At 46.1% G+C, this 26,037-nt stretch carries 23 protein-coding genes; 9 read left to right on the top strand and 14 right to left on the bottom strand.

Going from position 1 to position 26,037, the window contains the following annotated elements:
* The first annotated feature begins 34 nt into the window (after nt 1-34).
* Together vapB and vapC are read left to right on the top strand one after the other, a co-directional pair.
* Complete coding sequence (gene vapB, locus AC56AD_RS14005) at nt 35-268, top strand: type II toxin-antitoxin system VapB family antitoxin (protein WP_012509397.1); 234 nt, start codon at nt 35-37, stop codon at nt 266-268.
* A 14-nt stretch (nt 269-282) separates the two neighbouring features.
* Complete coding sequence (gene vapC / locus AC56AD_RS14000; RefSeq protein WP_499052178.1) at nt 283-672, top strand: type II toxin-antitoxin system tRNA(fMet)-specific endonuclease VapC; 390 nt, start codon at nt 283-285, stop codon at nt 670-672.
* Between the two features lie 121 nt (nt 673-793).
* Here the strand turns inward: vapC and AC56AD_RS13995 are convergent, their stop codons facing one another.
* The 3 genes from AC56AD_RS13995 to AC56AD_RS13985 form a co-directional block, all read right to left on the bottom strand.
* Nucleotides 794-1,591: a cytochrome c biogenesis protein gene (locus AC56AD_RS13995; protein ID WP_012509395.1), complete on the bottom strand. Its 798-nt coding sequence runs from the start codon at nt 1,589-1,591 to the stop codon at nt 794-796.
* Nucleotides 1,588-2,826, bottom strand: coding sequence for a cytochrome c biogenesis ResB family protein (locus tag AC56AD_RS13990; protein ID WP_012509394.1), 1,239 nt, complete (start codon nt 2,824-2,826; stop codon nt 1,588-1,590). Before AC56AD_RS13990 ends, AC56AD_RS13995 begins: the two co-directional genes overlap by 4 nt.
* Nucleotides 2,827-4,031: 1,205 nt before the next feature.
* On the bottom strand, nt 4,032-4,241 hold the full coding sequence (locus AC56AD_RS13985; RefSeq protein ID WP_049759940.1) for a hypothetical protein: 210 nt from the start codon (nt 4,239-4,241) through the stop codon (nt 4,032-4,034).
* Between AC56AD_RS13985 and AC56AD_RS13980 the strand changes: the two genes are divergently transcribed.
* Together AC56AD_RS13980 and dsbD are read left to right on the top strand one after the other, a co-directional pair.
* Nucleotides 4,227-4,370 (top strand): hypothetical protein, encoded by a 144-nt coding sequence (locus AC56AD_RS13980; protein ID WP_190274004.1) that lies wholly within the window; start codon nt 4,227-4,229, stop codon nt 4,368-4,370. The two genes, AC56AD_RS13985 and AC56AD_RS13980, sit on opposite strands and share 15 nt — an antisense overlap.
* A 36-nt stretch (nt 4,371-4,406) precedes the next feature.
* Nucleotides 4,407-6,305, top strand: a complete 1,899-nt coding sequence (dsbD, locus tag AC56AD_RS13975) for a protein-disulfide reductase DsbD (RefSeq protein ID WP_012509393.1) — start codon at nt 4,407-4,409, stop codon at nt 6,303-6,305.
* A 223-nt stretch (nt 6,306-6,528) separates the two neighbouring features.
* On the opposite strand, the gene AC56AD_RS13970 is transcribed toward dsbD, so the two are convergent.
* Nucleotides 6,529-7,044: a septal ring lytic transglycosylase RlpA family protein gene (locus tag AC56AD_RS13970; RefSeq protein WP_012509392.1), complete on the bottom strand. Its 516-nt coding sequence runs from the start codon at nt 7,042-7,044 to the stop codon at nt 6,529-6,531.
* A 488-nt stretch (nt 7,045-7,532) separates the two neighbouring features.
* Between AC56AD_RS13970 and AC56AD_RS13965 the strand changes: the two genes are divergently transcribed.
* The 4 genes from AC56AD_RS13965 to AC56AD_RS13950 all read left to right on the top strand — a co-directional run bounded on the left by AC56AD_RS13965 (nt 7,533) and on the right by AC56AD_RS13950 (nt 11,534).
* On the top strand, nt 7,533-9,446 hold the full coding sequence (locus AC56AD_RS13965; protein WP_012509391.1) for a potassium transporter Kup: 1,914 nt from the start codon (nt 7,533-7,535) through the stop codon (nt 9,444-9,446).
* Nucleotides 9,447-9,511: 65 nt separating this feature from the next.
* On the top strand, nt 9,512-10,279 hold the full coding sequence (locus AC56AD_RS13960; protein ID WP_012509390.1) for a DUF475 domain-containing protein: 768 nt from the start codon (nt 9,512-9,514) through the stop codon (nt 10,277-10,279).
* A 166-nt stretch (nt 10,280-10,445) separates the two neighbouring features.
* Nucleotides 10,446-11,096, top strand: a complete 651-nt coding sequence (locus AC56AD_RS13955; RefSeq protein WP_012509389.1) for a PAS domain-containing protein — start codon at nt 10,446-10,448, stop codon at nt 11,094-11,096.
* Between the two features lie 159 nt (nt 11,097-11,255).
* Nucleotides 11,256-11,534, top strand: coding sequence for a hypothetical protein (locus AC56AD_RS13950; RefSeq protein WP_012509388.1), 279 nt, complete (start codon nt 11,256-11,258; stop codon nt 11,532-11,534).
* A gap of 64 nt (nt 11,535-11,598) precedes the next feature.
* Here the strand turns inward: AC56AD_RS13950 and AC56AD_RS13945 are convergent, their stop codons facing one another.
* Nucleotides 11,599-12,825, bottom strand: coding sequence for a pentapeptide repeat-containing protein (locus AC56AD_RS13945; protein ID WP_012509387.1), 1,227 nt, complete (start codon nt 12,823-12,825; stop codon nt 11,599-11,601).
* A gap of 159 nt (nt 12,826-12,984) precedes the next feature.
* Between AC56AD_RS13945 and AC56AD_RS13940 the strand changes: the two genes are divergently transcribed.
* Nucleotides 12,985-13,686, top strand: a complete 702-nt coding sequence (locus tag AC56AD_RS13940) for an SDR family oxidoreductase (protein ID WP_012509386.1) — start codon at nt 12,985-12,987, stop codon at nt 13,684-13,686.
* Between the two features lie 37 nt (nt 13,687-13,723).
* Here AC56AD_RS13940 and AC56AD_RS13935 read toward each other — a convergent pair whose 3' ends face one another.
* The 9 genes from AC56AD_RS13935 to AC56AD_RS13895 form a co-directional block, all read right to left on the bottom strand.
* Nucleotides 13,724-14,083 (bottom strand): response regulator, encoded by a 360-nt coding sequence (locus tag AC56AD_RS13935; protein WP_012509385.1) that lies wholly within the window; start codon nt 14,081-14,083, stop codon nt 13,724-13,726.
* A gap of 11 nt (nt 14,084-14,094) precedes the next feature.
* Nucleotides 14,095-17,922 carry a PAS domain S-box protein gene (locus AC56AD_RS13930; protein WP_012509384.1) on the bottom strand — a complete coding sequence of 1,276 codons (3,828 nt, stop codon included), beginning with the start codon at nt 17,920-17,922 and terminating at the stop codon, nt 14,095-14,097.
* Between the two features lie 285 nt (nt 17,923-18,207).
* A complete protein-coding gene (locus AC56AD_RS13925; protein WP_012509383.1) occupies nt 18,208-19,626 on the bottom strand; it encodes a sodium:solute symporter in 1,419 nt (472 codons plus the stop codon).
* 69 nt (nt 19,627-19,695) lie between these two features.
* Nucleotides 19,696-20,862, bottom strand: coding sequence for an exo-beta-N-acetylmuramidase NamZ family protein (locus AC56AD_RS13920; protein ID WP_012509382.1), 1,167 nt, complete (start codon nt 20,860-20,862; stop codon nt 19,696-19,698).
* Nucleotides 20,856-21,818 carry a sugar phosphate nucleotidyltransferase gene (locus AC56AD_RS13915; RefSeq protein ID WP_012509381.1) on the bottom strand — a complete coding sequence of 321 codons (963 nt, stop codon included), beginning with the start codon at nt 21,816-21,818 and terminating at the stop codon, nt 20,856-20,858. Before AC56AD_RS13915 ends, AC56AD_RS13920 begins: the two co-directional genes overlap by 7 nt.
* Entirely contained in the window at nt 21,815-22,819 is a 1,005-nt protein-coding gene (locus tag AC56AD_RS13910; protein WP_012509380.1) for an aminoglycoside phosphotransferase family protein, read from the bottom strand. The genes AC56AD_RS13915 and AC56AD_RS13910 overlap by 4 nt, the downstream gene beginning before the upstream one ends.
* A gap of 85 nt (nt 22,820-22,904) precedes the next feature.
* Entirely contained in the window at nt 22,905-23,132 is a 228-nt protein-coding gene (locus AC56AD_RS13905; RefSeq protein WP_012509379.1) for a hypothetical protein, read from the bottom strand.
* A gap of 250 nt (nt 23,133-23,382) precedes the next feature.
* The gene (bchU, locus tag AC56AD_RS13900; RefSeq protein ID WP_012509378.1) at nt 23,383-24,402 is read right to left on the bottom strand and encodes a bacteriochlorophyllide d C-20 methyltransferase BchU; all 1,020 of its coding nucleotides are present in this window, start codon (nt 24,400-24,402) and stop codon (nt 23,383-23,385) included.
* A 203-nt stretch (nt 24,403-24,605) separates the two neighbouring features.
* Nucleotides 24,606-25,994: a B12-binding domain-containing radical SAM protein gene (locus tag AC56AD_RS13895; protein ID WP_012509377.1), complete on the bottom strand. Its 1,389-nt coding sequence runs from the start codon at nt 25,992-25,994 to the stop codon at nt 24,606-24,608.
* Between the last annotated feature and the right edge of the window lie 43 nt (nt 25,995-26,037).

Here is a 26,037-nt window from a genome sequence, read left to right as displayed (position 1 = left end):
ACAACTGATGTATCCATTATTTCAGGAGAGTATCATGACCATCAGCACTGTCTTTATTAATAATCGTTCTCAAGCGGTCAGATTGCCCGCCGAGCTGCGTCTGCCGGAGAGCGTTAAAAAAGTAAATGTCCGCGCAAGAGGTAATGAACGGATAATTTCCCCGGTTGGAAAGAGCTGGGAGAGCTTTTTTTTGGACGCTCCCAAGGTTACTGATGATTTTATGGAAGAACGTGACCAACAGGAGCAACCTGAGCGGGAGTCATTCTGATGCTGCGATATCTTTTGGATACCAATATCGTGATTTATACGATGAAGCGCCGTCCAATCGAGGTACTTCATGTTTTTAATGAAAACGCAGATCGAATGGCCATCTCTGCGATTACCTTGTCGGAACTATTATATGGAGCTGAAAAGAGCAGCAATGTCAGTCAAAACCTGTCAGTGATTGAAGATTTCTGCAGCAGATTGGAAGTGTTGTCTTACGGTGCCAAAGCATCACAGCATTATGGATCGATAAGGGCCTCTCTTGCAAAATCAGGGGAGCCAATCGGCGTTAATGATGTTCATATTGCTGCCCATGCCAGAAGTGAAGGATTGATTCTTGTCACCAATAATGTTAAGGAGTTTATCAAAGTCCCGGCCTTACAGATAGAAAATTGGGTGAATTCTTAAAGTATGGCCCGCCCGTCTCTTTCCCGATCAGTTGGGATTTACTCCTTGTTCACAGATTCCCTCACAAATATTGATGTTAACTGTACGGCACTGCATCGGGGATGCAGTGCCGTACAGAGTGTCAGCTTTGCGTGTAGGTGTGGACGCTGTTTTGTGAGGATGGTAGATAGTTGACGCCGAACCAGCAGACCAGAAGCACGACAAACGAAAGTGCGAGATACCATTGCAGCTTGCTGCGGTCAATCTTGTAGCTGAAGGCGTGAAGATAACCGAGATAGGCCAGCCAGGAGAGGAATGCCCAGGTCTCTTTTGGATCCCAGGTCCAGTAATGGCCCCATGCCTCTTTTGCCCAAAGAGCACCAAAAATCAGGCCGAAGGAGAGCAGCACAAAACCAAGCAGAGCCAGATAGTGCGAGACGGATTCACCGTTCGTATTCTCTTTGTGTCGTATCTGGAGAGAGACGTTATGAAGCGCGGTAACTGAAGATGCGGCAAGCAGTACATAGCCGACCAGATAGACAATGACATGCGGAATAAACCAGGGGCTCTGCAGTGCGGGCATCAGGGTTTTATCAAAGACTTCGGGATGGAGCATGTTGATGACAAGAAAAAATGTCGCAAGTCCCATGCAGTAGTATTTCAGCCACTCAATCTTCCAGCGGTACTCGACCAGAAAGCCGACAAGAGGAATGAGCGCCGCATACCAAAGACGCGTTTCGCCAAGGGTTCGGAGTGGTGGACGGTCGAGGAGCGACCAGTAAAAGGCAATAAAAGCCACCATGACCAGCGCTCCTGAAAAAGAGATGATAAATGCCGGAATTTTCAGGGCTGGAGTACGGCGGGCCAGAAGGCTCAGCAGGGAGCCAAGAGCCCAGCAGGCAATTGCCGCTATTGCTGCAGTGTTAAAGTTGATTATCATGATGCGCTCTCTGTTCGTTTAATGCCATTCCAGAAAAACAGAATATTCCCTGCCATAATCATAAAAAAGCCAAGATAAACAGCCGGTAACCATGGGTCACGGATTACTTCGACCAGGCTCAGCTTTGACCAGCGTCCCGCTTTTTCATCATACCCCATCTGGTAGAGTTTCCAGTCCATAAATTTTACAGGTTTGTTTACTTCAAGATTTGACATCAATTCATGGCCCTGACTGTCCTGAACGGTAACGGCTGAGCGGAATGATTTTGGTGTGCCTGGTACCATGATAAGAAAGAGGTTTCCCAATGTGGCAGCGTCTGGTCTCAGGATCGGGCTTCCGGTGCTGATCCAGGTTTCCTGCTGAACGGAAGCGGCGCTGATCCTGATTTTTGCATAAGGAATACCGGTTGAGATCTCTGCTGGCTGAGGAATGCCCTTCTCCCCGGGAAGCGCAAAGGGAATGTAGTCGAGCACAAGAACGTCGAGTCCCTCCCATGAGGCGGTTGCACCCTTCCGGACTTCAATAACTGCCTGTGACTTGTTCATCAGGAGCTTGTCGTTGTGCGGATCATAGAGCAGCAGTTGGGGAGGATACTCTTCAAGGGAAAAGTCATGAAGGAAAACAGAAAACGGGAGTTGCTGCGGAGTATTGCTCCCCATGGTATAGCCGAGGTTTCCTGCTTTACCCTCTTCAACAGGGATAATAAGACGCTGGAGGTCAGAACTGCCGAAAATGCCGCATGAAAGGGCTATCCAGAAGCCCGCATGAAAGAGGATAAACTGGATATTTTTCATGCTGAACGGCACAAGCTTCCATGAAAGCGAGAGGCCGAGGTTGGCAAGAAAGAGGATGATGGTCAATGCAAACGGCCAGCTTGAAAAAATATGGTTGAACCCTGACCGGGCGGCCAATGAGCCAGAGGAAACGGCATCTTGTGGAACAATGCCCCCGATCATCGAAAGAAGAGCAATCGCAAAAATAAGGGAGAGTCCGAGAGGAATGCTTCCGAACCATTTCACAATGGGCGAATTCCTGAAACCAAGGCCGATGCTCAATATGAGAGCTGCGAAGAGAGACAGGGCTATGGCGTTGACAGGCAGCCGAGGCAGTACCAAGCCTCGGCCGGATGTGGCAAATTCAATAAAAAAGCCTGCAACAAGTGCAGACGCCGTAAACAAAACGGATTCCCTGAACTCCCAGGGTGTCTGAAACAAGCGACGCCGGACAACTGCCATAATGACTACCTGAACGTTATTATTAGTAAAAATGATCTGCGCGCCACTGCTCTCTGTTCGGTTACCCTGGAGCGGAGAAAAAGTCTTTTCTGAAACAGGTGGTCATGAATGCGTTGCAAGACCACACTGGATACGTCAAACCGGATGCATCTGTTATTCGTTGATTGCCCAGACACTTTTATGATCAAGTACAGGAAAAGTGATCCTGACCTGAGTTATTCATCAAAGCAATAAAAAAAGGGTGCAAAAAATATCACAATTGCTTATATAATTGATAGTTAAGTCAATAAATAAGACGCGATATTTATGCAATCCCTTCGTCCGAATATAGTCACTTCAGAGAGTACGCGACAAACATTATTTTTATTCAATTCTGCATCAGTTATTGCCCCGGTAAGAGGAAAAAAAGTGGCTCTGGATTTTAATGCTGGCAACATCACAAGCGATTCTGGTACAATAAAATGATTGCTGCAGCGTGAGCGTACCTCCTGTCACCGTTTTCGTGCAAACCAGTTCTGGCTGTTTTCAGGAAAACAAAGATCGGTGTGCATTTGCTATGGCATAACCGTACCATCGGATTCTCTCAACATGTCTGGCAATCTTTGAACATTTGCGTCATCAGTCCTGTCCAAAACCACGAGTAGTGCCATTTTTTACTCAAAATTTCTGTCTTGGCAGGCTTCACGGCCTATACAGGTTATAAAGAGTAAAAGAGGTGTCAGTTGCAATTGGTGCCTCTTTTTTTTGTAGGAGCCGATGGGAAAGATATTCTGTTTTTTTAAGTACTTTTTAAGCTGGCATTAATTGTGCTTTAGGGTTTTAATAGCTATTCTTGAGGCTGTCATGTTTCGGTATAAACTTTTTTCAGCTTTACGCAACGCATCCTGTTGCAGGTCAAATGCGTCAAGCCAATTTTTGTGGCTGCCCTGAAGATGCCGATCGCAGGAACAGGCAAGGCATCAATGCTGTTGGTTATGAAGCAGAAGGGGTGCTCAACTCTCGCTCTGGACTGTGAGTTAAGGCGATTGGAAGCTTTCTGTTCATCGGTTCAAGGATGATTTTTGGAGGCTTTTTCATGATAATGCCACACCAGTCGATGCTTTCGTCCTTATCGATATAGGCGCTATCCGCATAGAGTTTCTGGCCAGTGTCATGACGATCGATCAGGGTTTCAAGTTCCCGGCAATCATGAATCGCAGCATCGGTTACGGAGTAGGTCGTGATGTTCCACTGCTGGCTTTTACCTCTTTTTTTTCCTCACGGGTATTACGATGACGGCTTGCTTCGACAAAACCGGCATCAACGATCTTGCCTGTTTTAGCGAAGATACACTGGTGATCAAGTGCCTGGTTGAAACGATAGAACAGAGTGGCAATAATTTCTTCGGGGATAAGGGTTTGATGGAATTTCGACATGGTTTTGCTGTCAGGCCAAGAACGCGATCAATGCTCAAAGAGAGTGATGCATTAGCCTTTCTCGAAGATACCGGGATGGGATATCTGGCGGTTGACCAGTCGGGAAAGATATATTATAAAAATACGTAGTACAATTTTTGGCGTAACATCAATAACTTTTTTCTTATGCGAAAAACAAAAATGAGCCATTATGCTCTCAGGCGTACTGTGGCTATTCTTGGGCTTTTTCTGGTACTTTTCCTCAGGGTGAGTACCGTTTTTGCGGCGGAGTTTCTTGATCCTGAGCAGGCGTTCAGGATTACGGCTGAGTTGAACAGTGCCCGTTCAGTTGTGTTGCACTGGGATATTGCAAAAGGCTACAAGTTGTATCGAGATCAAGTTGCCGTTAGTGTTGAAAGCGGCAAAGCTGAGCTGAAGGCTCCTCTTTTGCCGAAAGCGATCATGATAACAGATCCTTCAACCAATGAGAAGATTGCTATTTATCATGATATGCTGCATGTTGAGGTGCCTCTTGTCAAGGCTGACGGGCCGTTTGTGCTGAATGTTGTCTACCAGGGTTGTGCTGAGGATGGCCTCTGTTATCCTCCAATAACAAAGCTTTTTAAGGTTGATCCGGCCCGACCGGGTCTGCTGTCACTCGCTGGTGAGGAGGCTGTTGCTGATCCTGTTGATAATGGCAGCGCCGATACCCGGAATACCGTTGATTCGGCTCCTGCAGCTCAGAGCGCTGCGAGCGCATCGGCAAAGGCAAGCATCAAAGACAATGATCTCTCTCTTGCAACGGCTACGCTTGCTGGTGGCAGTTTATGGAAAATTGCTCTTGCATTTCTTGCGTTTGGGTTGCTGTTGTCGTTTACTCCTTGTGTTCTGCCGATGGTGCCCATTCTCTCTTCCATTATTGTTGGTGAGGGAGATGTTACACGTCGCCGCAGTTTTCTGATGGCTCTTGCCTATTGCCTCGGGATGGCATTAGTCTATACATCGCTTGGTGTTGCTGCCGGTCTTGCGGGAGAGGGGCTTGCTGGCGCTTTGCAGAAGCCATGGGTTTTGGTGATGTTTGCGCTGCTTCTTGTTCTGCTCTCTCTGTCGATGTTTGACGTCTATCAGTTACAGTTGCCGGTTTCTTTGCAAAGTAAGCTGGGCAAGGCATCTGGTGGTTTAAAAAGGGGACGTTTTGTCGGGGTCTTTTTTATGGGTGCCTTGTCGGCGCTTATTGTTGGTCCTTGTGTTGCCGCGCCTCTTGCCGGTACCCTTGTCTATATCAGTCAGACTCGTGACGTGCTTCTGGGTGGCCTGGCGCTCTTTTCGATGGCGATGGGGATGAGTGTTCCTCTTTTACTTGTCGGGTTGTCTGCTGGTAGCTTGCTTCCCAAGGCTGGTGCATGGATGATTGGTGTGAAATATGTGTTCGGGCTTTTGTTGATTGCTGTTGCCATCTGGATGGTTTCGCCGATTCTTCCCGCTTCTGCGGTTATGCTTTTCTGGGGTGCTTTTGCTCTGCTCTGTTCGGTTTTTCTTGGTCTTTTTGATGCGTCAAGCGCAAAACCAACAATCGCTGACCGTTTCGGTAAAACGTTTGGTCTGGTACTTTTTGTTATCGGGTTACTCGAAATTGTAGGGGCTGCTGCAGGTGGCACCAATGTTCTTGAGCCACTTTCGCAGTTGCAAGGCGCTTCGTCGGCAAGTTCAGGAGAGGAGAAGAGTGTTGGTTTTACCCGAATCCGGACAGTTGCAGAGCTTGATCAGGCTCTGCTTTCAGCGAAAAAGCCGGTTATGCTCGATTTTTATGCCGACTGGTGTGTCGCCTGCAAGGAGATGGATCGCTTTACCTTTCATGATCCCAAGGTTATCGAGCAGCTTGGCAATCTGACGCTGCTGCAGGTTAATGTTACCGCCAATAGTGAGGATGACCGCGCCTTGATGAAGCGTTTTGGCCTTTTCGGTCCTCCCGGAATGATCTTTTTTGATACGAAGGGCAATGAGATTGCCGATAGCCGGATTGTTGGTGTTCTTGAAGCGCGTGCTTTTTTTGATCATCTCAACAAGTTTGTCATGAGCCATTGAGCGTTGTGCATTGAAAAAACTAAGGAGTACATCTCTTCATTCCGTATTCCCCTCTCTTCTTGCGAGTACGCTCTTTTTCTTTATGAAGAAGAGATTTTTTTCCTGAAGGAAAAGAGCGTGCTGGTCAAAGGAATGGCTAATATCAATATTTCTCTCCCGCAGGTGTGGGCACCCGCGCTCATTGATGCGCACAAAAAACAGCTACCTGAATTTGTGCGTTCTCTCAGCTTTCAGCAAGAGTTGATTGGCCTGAACCGAGTGCCTCGAGTTTAACTTTTGTGATTCCGGATTTTAAGAGTCCGATCTTTTTCGCTGCGCCTATGGATAAATCAATGACTCTCCCTTTGACATATGGCCCCCGGTCGTTGATGCGTACGATGACCTCCTTTCTATTTCGCAGATTGGTTACCCTTACCCAGGTACCAAATGGAAGTGATGGATGTGCGGCAGTCAGTTGGTTCATATTGAAGGTTTCGCCGTTTGCTGTTTTGCGACCGTGAAACTGGTTTGCGTAAAAGGATGCTTTGCCTTCGGTAACAGGAACGTGTGCCTTGTGCTGTCTGTATGCGCCCTTTTTTGAAGTGGCAACCGACTGGAGTGCATCCCCGGAAGAGTTGTTTTCAAGGCTATATTGTGTGTTTTTGCCCAAAACAGGAAAGGTCATCAACGTTGCTGACAGGGCTACAACAATCAGGATTGCTGCAAATGAAATAGGGAAAAAATGGTTTTCATGATTCATACGCTTACGGTTTAAATTCGCTTACCATTAACCCATGTGCTCAATGGGAATGGATAGAAATGAATGAAAGTTGCTCGATCATTCAATTGTTCTGTACCGTTCAATGTAAGGAAAATATATCAAAGTGGAAAATATCCGCATAACGCCTTGTTTTGAAAGGGCTTTTACGCTAAGTCGTGCATTAATGTCGTGATATTGGCCTGTTTTGTCGGGGAGTCATTGCTCTGGTTCTAAAACGAATGGAGTGTTTTAATTGCAGCACTGATTCTTTATTGTGAATAATCATTCATTACGTTATTCTGAAACAGGTTCCGGGGTTCTTTTTTTACCGATTCACGCTTCTTTCTGGCGTGTGTCTTGTGGGCTGTTTTTGTCTCCTTCGGTAGCTTTATTTGATTTTGTACTTATTATCTATATTATCCGGAGCAATTTTCTTGTTGTCAATACAATTATAGGGTCAATACATTTATTCATTTTCCTGGTTGATTATGTCAAAAATAGCTGAAGAGCCTGATTTACGTAACCAGTCAGGGCTGTCAGGCATAAAACGGCTTGCCGGGCTCTCTCTTGGTGCTCTCGGGGTGGTTTTTGGTGATATTGGTACCAGTCCTCTTTATGCTGTTCGGGAATGTTTTCATGGTGAGTATGGTATTCCAATCACACAGGTAAATGTTCTTGGTGTTCTTTCTCTGCTTGTATGGGCTCTTCTTTTGATTGTCAGCCTGAAATATCTGACCTTTATCATGAAAGCTGATAATGATGGTGAGGGCGGGATTCTTGCTCTTACCGCACTGATCATCATGCAAAGCAAGAAACAGGGTTATGAACGCTGGTTATTGGTTGTTATCGGATTGTTCGGAGCTGCTTTGCTCTATGGCGACGGCATGATTACTCCCGCCATATCGGTTCTTAGTGCGGTGGAGGGAGTGCAGATCATTGCGCCTGCATTCAGGGAGCTGGTCATACCGGTTACCATTGCTGTTCTTGTTGCTCTTTTTTTCTTTCAGCATCATGGAACAGCAAGAGTTGGGGCTCTTTTTGGGCCAATTATTTTTGTCTGGTTTGTGGTTATCGGTTTACTCGGCCTTGCTGAAATTATCCGCTATCCGCAGATATTGCAGGCTATCCTGCCCTGGTATGGAATCTCTTTTCTTTTGAGCAATCATCTTCAGGGTTTTATGGTTTTGGGTGCAGTGTTTCTCTCTGTTACGGGAGCTGAAGCACTCTATGCCGATATGGGACATTTCGGTAAACGGCCTATCCGGTTGACCTGGGTCTTGCTGGTGCTTCCTGCATTGCTCCTGAACTATTTCGGGCAGGGGGCTTTGCTGCTCGCTTTTCCAGAGCAGTCTCATCATCCTTTTTATGGTCTGGTGCCTTCCTGGGCAATGATTCCTATGGTGGTGCTCTCAACCTCGGCAACGATTATTGCATCTCAGGCCCTGATCACGGGCGTTTTTTCGTTGACCCAGCAGGCAATGCAACTTGGTTATCTGCCTCGTCTGACGGTGACGCATACATCCGATAAACATATTGGACAGATTTATGTTCCTGCGGCAAACTGGTCGTTAATGGTTGCTACTATTAGTCTTGTTGCGGGCTTTGGTTCATCCAGCAAGCTTGCTGCAGCTTATGGTGTGGCTGTTACGGCAACGATGCTTATCTCCACGATTCTGTTCTATTATGTTGCAAGGGATCTCTGGAAGTGGAACAAGATTGCCCTTAATGTTCTGATCGGCTTTTTTGCCATCATTGATCTTTCTTTCTTTGGGGCAAGTGCGACAAAGTTGTTTCAGGGGGCATGGTTTCCGTTGGCAATCGGACTGTTTATCTTTACGCTCATGCTTACCTGGAAGCAGGGACGCAGCCTACTGCTCCAACAATTGAAGGATCGTACCCTGACGATTGATGAGTTTCTGCAAAGTCTTTCGCTGCAGCAGCCGCACCGGGTACAGGGGCAGGCGGTCTATCTTACAGCCAATCCTGACGTTGTTCCCGTTGCCATGCTGCACAACCTGCGTCACAACAAGATCATGCATTCGGAAGTGGCTTTGTTCCATTTCAGCACGGAACGGGTGCCGAGGGTTCCAGACGGTCGCAAGGTAGAAGTGACCAAACTTGGTAATGGCGTTTTTAAAGTGGTTGCACGGTACGGATTTCTTGAGTATCCGAATATTCATCAGGTCATCTCGCTTGCAAATCGTCAGGGGCTCTCTTTCAGGCCAGAGGCAATCAGCTTTTTCCTGAGTCGGGAGAAAATTGTTACCGGCCTCAAGTCGAAAATGATTTTGTGGCGCAAAAAACTTTTTGCGTTGATGTCGCTTAATGCTCTCAGTGCAACGGCGTATTACGATCTTCCTCCAGGTCAGGTGATTGAGATCGGTGTTCTGGTTCAGATTTGAATCAGGGCGTAGTGATGGGGCGTGTTTGACGTTTACGGAGATGACGAACAGTATAGAATAAATTCATGACTGATTTTCTGCAACATATTTTTGATAATCCACTCTCATCACTGCTTGTTGTTAGCAATTTAATCATTATCGAAAGTCTTCTCTCTGTCGATAATGCGGCTGTGCTTGCCACTATGGTTATGGATTTGCCAGCGAAAAAACGGGCTGCTGCGTTGAAATATGGTATTATCGGAGCCTATGTATTCAGGGGGCTCTGCCTTTTTTTTGCCGCTTTTCTGGTGCAAATCTGGTGGTTAAAGCCTCTCGGAGGTCTCTATCTGCTCTATCTTGTCTGGGCCTGGCTGAAAGGTAAAAAAACCCCAAGTAAAGATGATGATTATTTCAACAAGCAGAGTAACTGGTTGTATCAATTGACCTCAGGCCGATTGGGGGCATTTTGGTCGACGGTTCTTCTTATCGAAATGATGGATCTTGCATTTTCGATAGATAATATTTTTGCTGCTGTGGCTTTTACCGACAATCTTATACTGATCTGTGTCGGTGTTTTTATTGGTATTCTGGCTATGCGTTTTGTTGCCCAGGGCTTTGTTGGGCTCATGGAGAGGTACCCGTTTCTCGAAACCTGTGCGTTTGTGGTTATCGGTTTGCTTGGTATCAAACTCTCATTTTCAGTGATAGAGCATTACTATCCGGAAATGGCTGTTATGAGGTTTATGGAGGGGCCATATGCCGACATCATTACCTCTGGAGTGACGGTTGCCATATTTGTTATTCCTGTACTCACGAGTCTGTTTTTCAATATTCCCGGAAAAAAGCGTACCTGAAAGCGGGACGGTGCAAAAATGTCGCACAGGAGAAGTTCATGTGTTAAAAGGCTGTAGTATATGTGCTATATAGTTTTGTATTTTACATCCATTGGTCCGTGAGCATATGATGGGCAGCTTTTTTCATTTCGTACAACTTTATTGATTAACGAACAGCATTTTTCATATGTCGTCAAATTCAGGATTCAGTCAACGGCTTCGGGAATATATTCTCCAGAAACATGGTTCCATCAACTCTTTTTGCAAGGCCGTCGGGATAAAATATCCGGCACAGATGACTCCCTATCTTCAGGGAAAGTGTCGGCCCGGTAAAAAAATGCTTGAGCGTCTTAGAAATGATGGGGCAGATATCCAATGGTTGCAGAGTGGTCATGTCAAAGATTATCCTTTGGCTCCGCTGAGCAATGCACTGGCTTTTTCCCGCTCCCGGATGGATATCGATAATTTGTTCAGGCAGGTTCATCTCAATGTTGGTGGTGAGAGTGATCGCTTTAAACCGGTCATAGAGGCTTATGCAGTTATTGATCATGCAGAACGCCTGGTTGATATGACCGGATCGATTGAAACTTTTTTAGGCTATGAAGCCAATGCGTTGTCAGAGGTTGGATTGGCCTCTTTGATTCATCCTGAAGACTATGTGCTTGTGCAGAGTTCATTACACCGACAACGGCAGGAAGATGATATTGTAACGTTTCATTCAAGATTTAAAACCGGCGAAGGCAAGTATATGCTTGTGGAGTGGTGCCTCTACATAAAGTGTAAACCGATGTCAGATTTAAGAGAGTATACCATGATTTTGAGAAAGTCAGGCAGTTAGTTTTTTTCCGGTTTACCTGTTTTCCTTGTAATTGAGAGGATGTTATTGTTTTCGGCGTTTTCTGAAAAAAATTTGTTTATCCTTTTTTTATTTGTATTAATCGGAATAGGCAACAGCGAACCAATAACGTTCGATCATACAATCGGAAAGGAGGTCAAGATGGCACAGTTCAGAGCCGGAGACAAGATTATCTATCATAAGCCTAAAAGCTCATTTTGTCCGGGCCCCAGGGCTAAGCAGGTTTTTCCTCTTGAGCACGGTGAGGAGTATCACTATGTGGTAGACAAGTTCTGGAAAGTCGATAAGGTTAATGAGGACGGCACGCTTGATGTCGTTACCCGGACAGGCAAAAAAAACAAGCTGCAGGCCAGTGACCCCAATATCAGTAAAGCTCATCTGCTTCAGCATCTTCTCTATCGCAAGCGCTTTGTGGGTTGACCGCATCTGTTGTGCATTGATGACCGTCTCGCTCGGGTGATGCTTCCGGGGTGCCTGGGCCTGATTATTTTTGGCTCTTATGCACAAACCGGCATCCTTGACGTGCGGCCCAGTTTGGTGTTGCCTGTTGTCCTGAAGGAAGAATGGTCTCTGACGACAGGGTAGCATTGTTGAAATTTGCGTCCATAATGTTTGCACCTTTCAGGTTTGCGCCTTCAAGATTCGCGCCTTCAAGATCCGCTTCAAAAAGTGATGCTCCTTCGAGATTTGCCCCACTCAGATTGGCATTGCCGAGTTTCGCTCCGTAAAGTAATGCGTTCGAAAGATTACTGTTGCTGAGATCAGCCCCTTTCAGAAATGCACGGTCAAGGTTTGCTCCTTGAAGATCAGCTCCCTGCAGCTTTGCAGACTTCATCTCCGCTTTGTGGAGATCGGCTTTATGGAAATCGGCACCAGCCATGTTGGTGTTTTGAAAAGAGCTTTGTTCAACACGGGTTCGGGCAGCAGTTGCAGGCTGTTTTCTGTTTTCCGTTATGTTTTTTGCGCCTGTTTTGGTGATTGTGTTCTTTTCTGCAAGGAGTGGTGTTTTGTAGGTCATTGCCTCGTTTTCCTGTTCCCTGACGAATGATGCATTGTGTAGTGCACTCCAGCTTGCTGTGGCTTTTTTCCCTGAGGGCAGGATGGTATTGTTTGATAGCGTAGCCCCGTTGAGATTGGCTTGTTCAAGGAAATGCGCATTTTTCAGATTTGCACCTTTCAGGTCTGCACCCGCAAGATTCGCTTCGAAAAGAGTGGCGCCAGTCAGGTTCGCCCTGTTAAGGTCACCATTTTCAAGCATAGCCCATCTCAAATTTGCTCCCTCAAGGTTGGCTTCCCGCAACACAGCACCTTTCATGAAGGATCCCTGAAGATTTGCTCCAGTAAGAGAGCTTCCTGTAAAGTCACTCTTTCTGAGATTTGCTTTTTTTATCAGGGCCATTGTCAGGTTTGCTCCTTTCAGGTCAGCCATGTCAAGTTTTGATCCGTTGAGTTTTACCCTGATTAACACGGTTTTGCCGAGGTTCACACCAGTCAGGTCGAGATCTTCAAGTTCCGCCTCTTCGAGGTCGAACGCTCCTTCGGGGTTGGCAAGACGCATGGAATTCCAGGCCGAAACCCCTTTTTTCAGCGTACTGAAGCTCTCCTGATCGTAAGCGGAGGCCGTGCGATTCACGGTGAGGCAAGACGCTATAAAAAGCGAAACCATGACGATGGGATTTTGTTTCATGACGGTGTGGATGATTGTTGGCATAGAAACGAACCCGCCTCCTTTTGCCGGGCTAACGACTCCTTATTCTTGAAAGTAATGAAATTCCCGCTTCGTCGAGAAACTTAATTGCAATCATTCAGGGTTTAGATACTCATGCATTCTTGAACCATGAGTTGTTTTCAATCTTCTGAATGGAGTATAATGGAACGTAATAAAGTGTATAATGGAAAAGTGCTCGTTGTTGGGGCTACGGGGAAGTGCGGTCAGTGGGTGGTAAAGAGGCTCCTGTATTACGGTGTTCCGGTAAGAGTCTTTTCAAGGGAGCGCGATAAAGCTTTTCGTTTGTTTGGTGAGCATGTTGAAATTATTACTGGCAAGATTCAGTCTGTGTCCGATATTGCGCTTGCGGTCAAGGGGTGCGATGCGGTTATCTCGGCGCTTGGTTCCAGCTCCTATTCTGGTGAGTCGTCGCCAGCCGATGTGGATCGGGATGGGGTGAAGAGGCTTGTTGATGAAGCTTCGAAAGCGGGAGTGAGCCATTTTGGACTTGTCAGTTCTCTTGCTGTTACCAGGTGGTACCATCCGCTGAATCTTTTCGCTGGAGTGTTGCTGAAAAAATGGGAAGCTGAAGAGCATCTCCGGTCGGTTTTTTCAAGACCAGGTCTCTCCTATACCATTGTCAGGCCCGGTGGTTTGAAGGATGGCGAACCCTTGCATCACAAACTGCATGTCGATACCGGCGACCGATTATGGAGTGGCTGGATTAATCGCTCTGACGTTGCCGAGCTTCTTGTCGTCGCTCTATGGGTTGAGAGAGCCAAAAATAAAACTTTTGAAGTGGTCAATGATATTGAGGAAGAGCAGTCAGGTCTTGAACAATACTATGATCTGCTTCCAGAGTAGATTGTTCAGGACCTTGGCTCTGTTCAAAAGGAGTTTTTTACAGGTTTTCGATGGCATGCATCAGTTCCTGACCGCTGAATGGCTTTTTCAGGGTGGTGTTTGCCCCGAGGGCGTCGGCTATGACGAGGTAGTTTTCAGGGCTGACTTTTCCTCCACCCGAGATGGCTACGATTTTTATAGATGGGTAGTGTTGCCGTACTTCAATAATGGTTTCAATACCCTCTTTTTCGGGCATAATGAGGTCGGTGATCATAACAGAGACGTCCGGGTTTTCCTGCAGAAGCAACAGGCCGCTTTTGCCGTTATCAGCCTCGATGACGGTATGTTTTTTTCTCTGCAGAATCATGCTGATAAATTTTCTTACAGCCGCGTCATCGTCGATAACAAGAATTTTCATAAGGAAGAAGATTAAGTGTTTGTTCCAAAAATTACGTCATTGATTGTTGAGGCTAACTCTATGAGCTTGACCGGCTTTTTGAGGAATTTGCAAATCCCGTGATGGTTGAGATGAGAGGTGTGCTCAATATCTTTTTCATACCCGGTCATCAGTATCACCGGCAGTTTCGGGTTTTTCAGGTGCAGTTCATCGGCAAGTTCAACGCCTGTCATCTCTGGCATGGTCAGGTCGGTGATCAAGAGGTCGAATTGTTCCGGGTTCTTCCGAAACAGTTCAATCGCTTGCAGGGGCGAGCTCACTGATTGTATTTTGAATCCAAGTTTCGCGATCATCATGGTCATCATCTTGAGTACTGTCGGCTCGTCATCAACAAAAAGAATGTGGCCATATCCTTTTGTACAGCAATCAGCAATGGGTAGTGGAGGGGCTTCTTCATTGATGACAGGAAGATAAATATTGAAGGTGGTTCCTTTTTCTGCACAGCTTTCAACAGTAATCTCCCCTTTAAAGCTTGTGATGATGCCATGGACAACGGAAAGTCCGAGACCAGTCCCTTTGTTAACCGTTTTTGTGGTAAAGAAGGGTTCGAATATTCGTTCCAGGGTGCTTTCATCCATCCCTGTTCCTGTATCGGAAATGCTGAGCCTTACATAGTTTTCCGCTTGAAGTTTCGGGAGCAGTTTTTGCAGGCTGGTTTCGGGAGTGACCTCTTCGAGTTTAATGGTGAGCAAACCGCCTGATTTTTCCATTGCCTGAAATGCATTGATGCAGAGATTGACAATGACCTGATGGATTTGCGAGGGATCGGCAAGGATATTGCGGCAGGAGTTATCAACCTCTTTTTCGATGGTGATTGTTGAGGGTATTGATGGACGGAGAAGTTTCAATGCTTCATCAATAATTTCCTGAACGCTGACAATATTCGGAGTGCTTTCCTGGGCCATGCTGAATGTCAGGATTTGTGCTACAAGATTTTTGGCACGTTCTGCAGCCTTAATAATTTCACTGAAGTATTCCTGCTGGAAATCATCATTACTCGGGCTGAGTATGCCCATTTCGGCATAGCCGAGGATCGGTGTCAGGATATTATTGAAATCATGCGCAATACCGCCGGCGAGTGTTCCTATGGTTTCAAGACGCTGGGTTCTGCGGAGATTTGCTTCGAGCATCTGGTGCTCCTTTTGTGCTGTGACACGTTCCGTGACATCAAACAAAATGCCGTCAATTCCTGTGAATGTGCCGTCGGGTGAAAAAACGGACGTTTTTCGGTCTTCGAGCCACTTGACTGAACCGTTTTTCATGAGAATACGGTAAAAAAGGGCCTGAGATGTTTTGGCCAACCTGAGTTGGAGGTTTGATGTCGAGACCGTATCCCGCTCTTCAGGATGGATTATTCTGCCGGTTTCAAACAGTTCATGTTCAAACTCCTCTTTGGTATAATCCAGCAGAATATCACCCATCATCGAGAGCATTGTCGTTTTGCTCTCTTCATTGGTTTGATAGACAGCCCCGGGAATATTGTCGATGAGGGCCTTGAATTCCTGGACGATCCTTTTTTGAACCTCACTGGTTCTCAGGGCTTGTTCCGCTTTTTTCAGTTCGGTAAGGTCGACGACCAGTCCCCGAATGCCCTTGACCAGACCGTTATGAATGATTGGTAAACTGTAGACCTGTGCCGGAAAGGTGCTGCCATCTTGTCGGAGTGCGGTATATTCTTCGGAAATACTCTGCCCTTTTTTTATTGCGTCCAAATGGAGCAATGCTTTTTTCGCATCCTGCGGAACACAAAAATTGATGGCGAACACTCTTTTTTGGGTGATATCGGGGGTGTAGCCGAAAACCTCGAGGCTTTTGGCATTGGCATAGGTTACCGCGCCTCTTATATCCGTTTCAAAGAGCGTAAGGGGAAGAAGTTCGGTCAGCTCCCTGAATCGCTTTTCACTCTCTCGCAAGCTCTTTTCGGAGAGTATCCGCTCAGAAAAGTCGCGGCTTATTCCAAACAGAACGGGTTTGTTGTTCCAGATGCCTTTTGTGATTTTGGTTTCGACGGGTAACAGTGTTCCCGATTTTGTCTGTAAGGGGACAAGACAGGAGCTCTTGTCACCAGCAAGCATTCCTTCAATATTGCGTTTTACGATCTCCCACTGCTCTTCGGGGTGAAAATGAAGCACATGTTTGTCGAGGATGGTTTCTGCTGAGTAGCCAAGTTTTTTTCGGACAGCGGCATTGGTATGAATAACATTGCCCTCCGTGTTGATAATGAAGAGGAGATCATCAATGGTATCAAAGAGTGACTCAAGGTTGCTTTTTGCTTCAGCAATTGCCTCCTCCTGTCGAGCCTGCATGATGGCTGAACCGATATGTGCGGTAATGGTTTCAAGCCCTTTCCGGGAAAATTCAGGGACCTGTGTCAGAGTGTGGGAAGCGACATTGAGGCAGGCAAGAACCTCTCCCCGGTAGGTGATCGGGAGGATGGCGATAGCCTTCAGTTGTTCGTTCCGGTGTATTTTCTTTTTTGCAAGGTCAAGATCATAGAACTTGTGGTATATCGGTTTTCCCTTCAGGATCAACTGGGCATTCTGGGATTCGAAGCTGTATGATGCTGAATTATTGATAAATGATTGCGGCAATCCTTCATGAATGGAAAGAGTGATGGTTTCGTCAAGTTTGTTGACCAGGTAAATGCCTCCGCAATCCAGCCCGGAAGCTTGAATAGCAGCATGGAGGCAGGTTCGGAGGGTTTCGTGGACAGACGATGATTGATTGAGTTTAATGGCAAGATCAAGTTCTGCCTGGATAAAGTGCTCAACTTGCTTGCGTTGCAGTGCATTTGCAATGATTCCGCCAGCAAGCTTCAGGATGGAAATGGTTTCCGGCATCCATTCCCGTTCCTCTTTTACGGCATCAAAACCAATATAGCCGAAAGGGTATGACCCTGCGACAAGAGGAATGACAATCAGCGACTTGATCTGTTGGGCCTCAAAGATCTTTTTTTCGGCTGACGCCTCCACTTCCATATCAGCGATCCGGGGAAGATGAATGATCCGGTTGTTCCTGATCTGCTCCATCCACCAGGGGAAGCCAATGGTTTCAATTCCTTTAAGTGATTCGAGTTGTGGCTTAACCTCATAGGCACACCATTCATGGGTGTTGTCCATCAAGCGAAGATCATCACGGAACTGGAAAACATAGCTTCGGTCGGCTTCGACAAAGTTACCGATAAGCTGCAGCGTGTTATAGATCATCGCATCAATATGCTCGAAGGGCAGGTTGATGAACTGATTGGAGAGGTCTGTTACGATACGCTCGAAAGTCTGGGCGTGTGAAAGTGCCTGTTCAATATTTTTTCGTGTACTGATATCCTGATGGGAGCCAACCATGCGCAGAGGATTACCATCTGTGTCACGTTCGAAGACCATTCCCCGGTCAAGTATCCAGACCCAGTGTCCAAGTTTATGACGCATCCGGAGCTCTATTTCATAAACCGTTGTTTTTCCGGAAAAATGTTCTTCAAGTCGTTGCCGGGAAAGAGGCTGATCATCCGGATGACAGAGTCGCATCCAGGTGTTGATCGATATCGGTTGCAGCTCATCGAGGCTGTAGCCAATCAGAGAGGCCCACTCCGCATTGATTTCGAGCTCTCCTGTTTTGATATTCCAGTCCCAGTATCCAGCTTTTGTCCCTTCCACCACCATCTGGAGTGTGCGGTTTGATGTGTCAAGGGAGGTGGCTCTCTCTTCAAGGTCGTGAAGCTTTTTTCTGAGTTCGGCATTCTCTCTTCGCAGTTGCTCCCGATCGATGTCCAATTCTGGTCTCTCTTTTTCCATGGTGTGTTGCATTTCCAGCCCTCTTGGAGGATTGGGTTCATTTCACGGTCGATATCAATCATTGCTGTTGCTGACTGATATCGCCATCGGTCGGTTAACAGGCAAGGCATCCTGAAGAATTCTCACGAGTGAGGAATGCTTGCGTGATCTGTTGTTGTTTTTCCGTTGCGGGTACTCAAGTTCCCTCTTTTCACTGTCAAAGATAGCTGTTTTTCTTGCTAATGGGCTTTTTATTTCTTTGTTACGAGATCCGATTGCAGCGTCACGCGCCGCTCAGAATCCTCATGTATCTTGTTTCTATCCTGTTTTTTGCTTTTCGTTCAGCTTGTTTTTGAAAATGGTCATATCGATTCCTGTTGTGACCAGTAAATTTACCAAAACGGAAACCGTGATGTACCAGGTCCATGCGAGTCCCAGATATTTCAGGAGAAAAACAATGCTCATACTGGCAACGAGACCAATGCCAAGGCTTGCAGGATGAAAGTCCCGTTTGCTTTTTGATAACAGAAAAAGTCCCAGCAGTCCGCCGTAGGTAAAGGATGCGATTTCAAGGCCAACAAGGATGATCGATTTGTCGCTTTCATCGAAAAGAAGAGCTATACCGATCAGCACGGCAGCCCATCCGAGGCTGATAAGGCGCGATCCCTTCAGTGAGATTCTTCCTCCGAGGATATCGGTAACGGTCGATGCTGCAAGGGAGTTTATTGAGGAGGCAATGGTCGACATTGCGGCTGAAAGGATTCCCGCAAGCAGAAGTCCTTTCAGGCCAGATGGCAGGTAGTTGACAATAAAGGATGCGAATTCACGGTCTTTTTCAATGGTAATGCCCTCCATGAAGAGGTAGATGAGTGAGCCAGCCAGCAGGAAAATGGTAAACTGGATAAAGACGAAAATGCCGCTTCCGATCAGTGCTTTTTTTGCTTCACCCAGATTACTGCAACCAAGGACTCGCTGTACCATCATGAAATCGACCCCATGGGAGGCAAGTGAGAGAAAAATGCCGCCGAAAAATGCACTGCCGAAAGCCATGGGATTGACAAGCATGTCGTTGCTCATATTGAAAATATGCAGTTTTCCGGCATCGGCGAGTGTTGAAAAAATATGCAGAAGTGGTTCATCAAGGCGAAGCAGAATGAAGACAATGGTAATGACACCACCTAAAAAATAGAGACCGAATTGGACGCTGTCGAGCCAGACGACCGTTTTCAGTCCGCCTGAAATGGTATAGATCAGAGTTACCGCTCCAATAATGATAATGGAGAGGGGTAAAGACCAACCCGTTACCGCTTGCACGACGACTCCTGTTGCCAGAAACCTGACTCCATCACCGAGGATTCTCGTTACCAGGAAAACGACTGATGCCAGTTTTTGCATGCCAGAACCAAATCTTGAACCGATTATTTCATAAATGGAGGTGACGCCCTCTTTGAAATATATTGGCAGGAGCAGGGAGCTTACAAGGATTCTTCCGACGATATAGCCAAGGGGTAACTGCAGAAAGGACCAGTCACCCCGATAGGCAAGTCCTGGTACACTGACAAAGGTAAGTACAGAGGTTTCTGTTGCGACAATCGAAAGCATGGCGACAATCCAGGGCAGTTTGTGGCCTCCGAGAAAATAGTCGCTGGTATTTTTGTTCCCTTTTCCTTGCAGGAGTCCGAAAAGGATATTACCAGCCAGAAAGATGACGACGATGGCAATGTCAAGCAACTGCATAAAATTCGATAGTAGTAGACCGGTTTGTAAGTTGTTTCAGTGCGTTTGGTGCTGAAGGGTTGTTTTCGGTCATGGCTCGTAGAGATGAAAGCTTGATTTCAGTTCTGAAAATGCAGTTTCGTTTTTCAGCCATGACGCAAGAGTGATGTTGATGTCACTGCCACTCAGTATGGACGTCCGGATGCTGGAGTTTCCAGCCAGAAGATCGAAGGCTGGTATGGTGTTGTTGAATTCATATACGCCTTTCAAAAATTGCAGGTGTTCAGGATAGAGTTCCTGGAGCGCAGCAGTTATGGCAACTCCGGTGGCGAAGGAGCGGAAGCGGCCATGATCGGTCACATGCAGCCAGATGCCGCCGATGACCTCTCCAGAGAACTTGTGAAAAGTCGGTTTGAACCATACCGGGTGAAAGATAACTCCTTCGAGCCCGAACTTTCGGCAGCGTTCAGCGAGGTCGTCCGGTTTTATAAAGGGCGCACCGAAAAGCTGAAAGGGGGTTGTTGTTCCTCTTCCTTCAGAAATGTTCATTCCCTCAAGCAGGCACATGCCGGGATAAACCTCGGCTGTTGCAAAAGTGGGCATGTTCGGTGAAGGAGGAATCCAGGGCAGACCCGTTTCCGGGAAAAGCATGGAGCGTTGCCACCCATCCATTTTGATGACGTGCAGATTGATGTCAAGTTTCTTGATATCACGGTAAAGAAGAGCCAGTTCGCCGACAGTCATGCCATGCCGAACCGGTATTGGAAAAATGCCGACAAATGATCGGAATGAGGGGTCGAGCAGAGGTCCTTCAACAAGGGATCCCCCAAGGGGATTTGGACGGTCGAGTACAATGATCTCAAGATCCATGCCGGATACGGCTTCCATGAATAGTGCAAGGGTGTTGATATACGTGTAGTAACGGGAACCGACGTCCTGAATGTCGAAAAGGATAAGGTCAAGATTGTCGAGTACTCGTTTATCGGGAAGAAGTGATGCTGCAGTATCTCTGTAGAGGCTGATCACCTCACATCCAATTTCCGGCTGGCAGGTTACGGCTATCTGATCCTGCTCGGTAGCGAAGAGTCCGTGTTCAGGAGAAAAAATTTTTCTGACATGAATACCCCTCTCCCTCAATGCATTCCATGAGTATTTCAAATCAGGGGTTACAGAGCTCTGATTGACGATAAGTCCAATGTTTCTGTTTTGAAAATGCTCACTTTTTCTGAGCAGGATCTCCAGTCCTGTTGCTACCATCTTTTTTTTCTGGTTTGTGTTGGATTTTCCATGATTATGCTGCTGTAAGGGTCAGCAATGGTATTGATAATGGTCTTTCCGGGTTTGATGGCTACTCCTGGCAGGAGTACCGAATTTGTAATGGTGCACCCTGCGCCGATGGAGCATCCCTTGCCGACAATTGAGCATGAGATGCTGGCTTCCGGGCTGATGATCGCATCCGGAGCGATCGCATGTGGAGCGATGCCAATTGTCTGCTTCATTGGCAGAGCCAGATTGTTCATGATCAAGTTTCGGTTAATATTTGCGAGCCAGTAGCTATGCATGGTTCCAATATCCATCCAGAGACCCTTGTGCTGGTAATAGCTTAATCCTCCGTTATCAATAAGTCCTGTAAACCCTGTATCGACAATCCCTGAAAATTCCGCTTTCAGATAGCGAAAAATTGCTGGACTGAGAATTGCAACTCCAGTGTAGATGAACGAGGAGAGAAGAGCTGTTTTACGCAGGTTCCTGAAGTCTTTAACAAGCCCTCCTTCAACACCCACATATCCTATCGCAATGGCTTCCGGTGTCTCAAACAGGGTAAGGGTGCCTGCACGTCCCATTACCTGATGCTGTTTGATGAGTGCACTGAAATCAATATCAGAAATAATATCGCTGTTGACCAGAATAAAATCACCATCATCAAGGAGCTTTTCACATTTTTTCAGGCCGCCCCCTGTCCCGAGAATGATTGGCTCTTCTGAAAACGTGATGTTCAGTCCAGTCAAATTGCTTGATTCAATAAACTGCCTGACAGTATCGCCATGATGGTGGATATTGCAAATAATCTCTCTGATTCCCGCCTGTTTCAGGAGATAAACAGAATAAAAAAGGCTGGGAATATTGAGAATGGGGATTAGTGGTTTCGGGGTATGATCGGTCAGGGGACTCAGGCGAGTACCGAGTCCTGCGGCCAGAACGAAGGCTTTCATCGGGTTGTACCTTTCAGGATAGTCTGCAGGAGTTCTCCTGCTCGTTTCAATTCAGTTCTTGCTTCAATATATTCATGCAGATAGGCCAATGTCGGTTCTATGGAGTGTTCAAACAGGCCGCTTTTTCCTGTTCTTGTTTGATAACAAAAGGTACCTGTAGCCTTGATGTTCCGTTGAAAGGCCATAATATCGAAATAAAAAAGGTATTCATCGAAGCTCATAGTGGTCAGTTCATTGTTGCAGAGTGCATGATAGTGATAGGCTTTCAATTCTTCTGTCAATGAGGGTGAGAGCTGTACATAGGAGTCTTTTATCAGGGAAACGGCGTCATACTGTGGCAGACCCATGCGGGCGTCCTGAAAGTCAATAATAATCGGTTTATTCTGATGAATAAGAATATTCCGGCTGTGAAAATCCCGGTGGTTAAGAACGAAGTGCTGTGGCTTGACAAGGAGTTCCGCGATGGCTTCAAATTCATATCGTAATCTTCCGATTAACTGCTGATCGAATATTGCTGCAAAATAGTCCAGCAGGCCATACTGGATAAAGAAATCAAATTCAAGCATGAGTTTTTTTTTATCAAAACAGATGCTGAAGGGGATCTGGTTGTTGTGGCCTCTTATTGACTGAAGTTGTATCAGAATATCGATAATATCCCTGTACCGGTCAGGTAGTGTGTGTTGTAATGAGCTATTGAAAAGATTTTGCAAGAGAAAGTCGCCGCAGTCCTCAAGAAGCATGATGTTTGTTTCGGCATTGATGGCCATTATAGCCGGAACAGGAATTGCGTGTCGGGCTAACAGAGCGTGCAGTACCAGAAAAGGGTAGGTATCGGCTGATGATGGGTTCAGTGCAGGATCGTAACAGGCGACAGAAGATTCAGTGGTGCCGGTAACCCTGAAATACTGACGGCTTGAAGCATCACCCTGTATTTTTGTGATGGAAAGAGGCTTGCTGCAGCAGGTACTGAAAAGAGTTGCAATATTTTTCTGGATGGTCATACAGCAGTTTCGAAAAGTCCTTTGCGGAAAGCAAAAAAGCACCTTGTACCAAAGGTATAAGGTGCTTTTTCAAAAAAAAGAGTTCTTACTTTTTCGGGGCAATAGCAGATGAAACACTCTGCAAGACCTGTGTAGCAGTATTTGCAACGCTGCCGATCAGATCAGTTGCGCTTTTTGCAAGAGGCCCAATAGCATCCGCATGAACTTTAAGGCTGTCGTTCATGAAATTCATCTGGAGCTGAACGATTTTTCCTGCTGTATCAACAATGCTGTTGATAGCGCCTGATACGTCAATGTTTGTTCCGTTTGACATGGTGTGTTTTGTTTTGAGGTTATTGAAAAAAAAGTTGTTGAATAAATATTGACCATGCACTTGTCGTGCGTTTTCAACAAGTTAAAATATTTTCAATTGCAGAGCAAATAGAAAAAGAGGTGTTGGAAAGGAACGATCTGCATCACAGAAAAAGTATAGGGATTCTTTGGAGAGAGAGATGAAGTGAGGTGGTTTGCGCTGCATAGTAAAGAAAGCGGCCTCTCTCCAGAGATTGGCCGCCTGGTGACTTTTACAATGCTTTTACTGCTTCGCACAAGAGGTGGCCATACTTTCTGACCGTGCGGATATCGCGGAAACCGAGTGATTCAAGAATCTCCTTGTAGGCACTTTGCTGCTTGAAGCCGAGTACTGAAAACGGCATGCCGGCGCCAAGGATATAGTGGCTCAGATAGTCAAAGTTCGGATTTTCCGGATCATCAATGATCATGTCGAGGATGAGTACCTTTCCGCCAGGAGTAAGAGCGTCATAAGCTTTTTTGCAGAGCATCGTGGTTAACTGTTCATTTGCAGAATAAAGGATTCTGCAGAACATGATTGCATCTGCTTCCGGATAAGCGTCTTTGTAAATATCAACGGCTGCACCTTTCAGGCGATTGTCAACTCCTTTTTCAACAGCATTTTCATTCACCAATTCCACTGCGCCAGGCAGGTTAAGAATGGTAGAATGGAGCTGAGGGAACTTTTTCAGAAGTGCTGCTGAAATATCACCAATACCACCACCAACATCTACAAGTTTTTTTGCTGTTTCCAGATCAGCCTCTTCGAGCAGCAGCATGATGGCGAAATAGGCATTACTGCGATGAATTTCCTCAAAATATAAATTGTCTTCCCGTGTTACAGGAGGGTAGGCAACTTCGCCCTTGAAATTCATGTTTCCTCTGACGGCATCAGCTATCTGCAGATAAAAATTTTCTGAAAGGTTTGCCATGGCTTTGGCCACAGGGATCATGTACAGGTTCTGGTTTTCGTGGTTCGGGAGAAACATTTTTTGAGCAAAAGGGGTGAGGCTCCATTTGCCACCCGTTTCTGCGGTAACTCCGATCTGTCGTAGTGCCTCAAGTAGCATGATGAGGCGTTGAGGAATTGCACCAGCGCTGGCTGCAAGTGTTTCTACATTTTTTGCCTCATCAGCAAGTAGAGTAAAAAGATCAAGTTCAAGAGCCGCCTTAAAACAGCCGAACTCTACAAGACCTTTAAAAATAAGTTCGTTGGCTCTGTGGTTTTGCTTCAGCAACTCGTTGGCGTCCATAATAAAATGCTATGTAGTTAAGAAAATTTACACGTTACTGGAATGAAAAAGCTGTTTCAGTGGCAGAGAACCTGCCCGGTCTTCATTTGCTGCAACAGGAACGGTTTAAGCCGTTTAATGGTGATGAATTTTTGCGTTTATCGTACAACAAGTTGAAAATCAACAGCTTGTTTTTTTACGAAATGAGACTTCTGATCAATGTGTTATTTGCTTCTGATGTTATGTTCCTTTTCGAATGTATCGAGTTGCTCACGGATGTTTTTTCTAAAAGCCAGACTGGTGACAAGGTTTAACAGTTTGTAGGGGTTTCGCCTCACTCGGTTGGCAATGTTTTTCAACGAATAGACCTTGTAATAGCTTGTCATGAATTTGTGCTGGAACTTTATGGGGTCGTATCTATCAGAGCGGATGACAAGATTCATCGCATTGTATTTCTCCCAATTTTCATCAGTTATCCATCCATTTTTCTTGTACTCCCAGTACATTGTTGTGCCTGGGTAGGGAGTAATAATCTGGAAAATCGGCATGAAAACATTGTTTTTACCGACAAACCGAACAAGGTCATCCATGTTTTCGAAACTGTCGAGCTCCGGATTAATCAGGAAATTTCCCTGGACATTCAGGCCTGCCTGGCGGCACTCTTCAATCAGACGGGAATATTTCTCCGCTGAATTGACGTGACCTTTATTATAGGCTTCAAGGGTACTCTGTTTGATGGATTCGAATCCAACCAGCACCATGATGCACCCTGCTTCTACAAGCTTTTTTACCGTTTCCTTGTCTTCAAGGAGGGGGAGGCTGAAGAAAACGCTGAAGTTGATATTACACTCTTTAATGAGGTCGAGAGATTCCCAGAGCTTTTTTTTGCTGACGCCCAGGTTTTCATCACAAAGCATGAACCATGGTTTCGATGATTTCCCGTTTGCGTTAAAAAAAACTTTTTTGGCAGTTTCAAACTGTTTTTTAAGCTCGTCGGGTTTCTGCATCCGGTAAAGCTTTCCGGTAAAATTAGGGGTGACGCAGAATGAACACTCATAGGGACAGCCGCGGGTAACATAAATCGGGATAGATTTTGTACCGTCTACTTTTTCACGTTTTGATGCTTTGGCAATTTTTTCATAGTCAAGCGCCAGTACCTCTTTTACCGGTGCAAAGTCTTTGGAATCGTAGAGAGGTTTTAAGCGGTTGAGTGCAATATCTTCAAGGAGAGTCAGCCAGAGATTTTCGGCTTCGCCGCAGACGAGGGTGTCGGCATGGACTTTTGCCTCTTCTATATTGAACGAAACATGCAGGCCGCCAAGGATAACTTTTGTTCCTTTTTTTCGAAACGTATCGGCAATTTCATAGCCTCTTGTTGCATCAATGGTTCGTGATGTTATGCCGACAAAATCGTAATCACCGTCATAATTGATCGGATCGCCAAAATGCTCATCAACAATTTCAATATTGTGTTGCGGAGGCGTAATACTTACAAGTACCCCTATCGCCATATTGAATAATGGCTTCTGGTTTGATTTAGAATCTTTTTTCCCTTTCGGGGCTATGAGAAGAAACTTGAGTGCCTTAATGTGTTGATGTTCAGGTTTGCTCATGCTTGAGTTCTTGTTATGAAGGGTTTGCGCTGTTACCGTCCGT

The sequence above is a fragment of the Pelodictyon clathratiforme genome (assembly GCF_982375515.1).
Note: the sequence above shows the minus strand (reverse complement) of the source record. Positions and strands in the feature narration are given on the sequence as shown.

Coding starts and splice junctions, on each gene's coding strand:
- vapB (WP_012509397.1), top strand. CDS start 35: ATGACCATCAGCACTGTCTTTATTAATAATCGTTCTCAAGCGGTCAGA.
- AC56AD_RS13995 (WP_012509395.1), bottom strand. CDS start 1,591: ATGATAATCAACTTTAACACTGCAGCAATAGCGGCAATTGCCTGCTGG.
- AC56AD_RS13990 (WP_012509394.1), bottom strand. CDS start 2,826: ATGGCAGTTGTCCGGCGTCGCTTGTTTCAGACACCCTGGGAGTTCAGG.
- AC56AD_RS13980 (WP_190274004.1), top strand. CDS start 4,227: ATGGAATTTCGACATGGTTTTGCTGTCAGGCCAAGAACGCGATCAATG.
- AC56AD_RS13985 (WP_049759940.1), bottom strand. CDS start 4,241: ATGTCGAAATTCCATCAAACCCTTATCCCCGAAGAAATTATTGCCACT.
- dsbD (WP_012509393.1), top strand. CDS start 4,407: ATGCGAAAAACAAAAATGAGCCATTATGCTCTCAGGCGTACTGTGGCT.
- AC56AD_RS13970 (WP_012509392.1), bottom strand. CDS start 7,044: ATGAATCATGAAAACCATTTTTTCCCTATTTCATTTGCAGCAATCCTG.
- AC56AD_RS13965 (WP_012509391.1), top strand. CDS start 7,533: ATGTCAAAAATAGCTGAAGAGCCTGATTTACGTAACCAGTCAGGGCTG.
- AC56AD_RS13960 (WP_012509390.1), top strand. CDS start 9,512: ATGACTGATTTTCTGCAACATATTTTTGATAATCCACTCTCATCACTG.
- AC56AD_RS13955 (WP_012509389.1), top strand. CDS start 10,446: ATGTCGTCAAATTCAGGATTCAGTCAACGGCTTCGGGAATATATTCTC.
- AC56AD_RS13950 (WP_012509388.1), top strand. CDS start 11,256: ATGGCACAGTTCAGAGCCGGAGACAAGATTATCTATCATAAGCCTAAA.
- AC56AD_RS13945 (WP_012509387.1), bottom strand. CDS start 12,825: ATGCCAACAATCATCCACACCGTCATGAAACAAAATCCCATCGTCATG.
- AC56AD_RS13940 (WP_012509386.1), top strand. CDS start 12,985: ATGGAACGTAATAAAGTGTATAATGGAAAAGTGCTCGTTGTTGGGGCT.
- AC56AD_RS13935 (WP_012509385.1), bottom strand. CDS start 14,083: ATGAAAATTCTTGTTATCGACGATGACGCGGCTGTAAGAAAATTTATC.
- AC56AD_RS13930 (WP_012509384.1), bottom strand. CDS start 17,922: ATGCAACACACCATGGAAAAAGAGAGACCAGAATTGGACATCGATCGG.
- AC56AD_RS13925 (WP_012509383.1), bottom strand. CDS start 19,626: ATGCAGTTGCTTGACATTGCCATCGTCGTCATCTTTCTGGCTGGTAAT.
- AC56AD_RS13920 (WP_012509382.1), bottom strand. CDS start 20,862: ATGGTAGCAACAGGACTGGAGATCCTGCTCAGAAAAAGTGAGCATTTT.
- AC56AD_RS13915 (WP_012509381.1), bottom strand. CDS start 21,818: ATGAAAGCCTTCGTTCTGGCCGCAGGACTCGGTACTCGCCTGAGTCCC.
- AC56AD_RS13910 (WP_012509380.1), bottom strand. CDS start 22,819: ATGACCATCCAGAAAAATATTGCAACTCTTTTCAGTACCTGCTGCAGC.
- AC56AD_RS13905 (WP_012509379.1), bottom strand. CDS start 23,132: ATGTCAAACGGAACAAACATTGACGTATCAGGCGCTATCAACAGCATT.
- bchU (WP_012509378.1), bottom strand. CDS start 24,402: ATGGACGCCAACGAGTTGCTGAAGCAAAACCACAGAGCCAACGAACTT.
- AC56AD_RS13895 (WP_012509377.1), bottom strand. CDS start 25,994: ATGAGCAAACCTGAACATCAACACATTAAGGCACTCAAGTTTCTTCTC.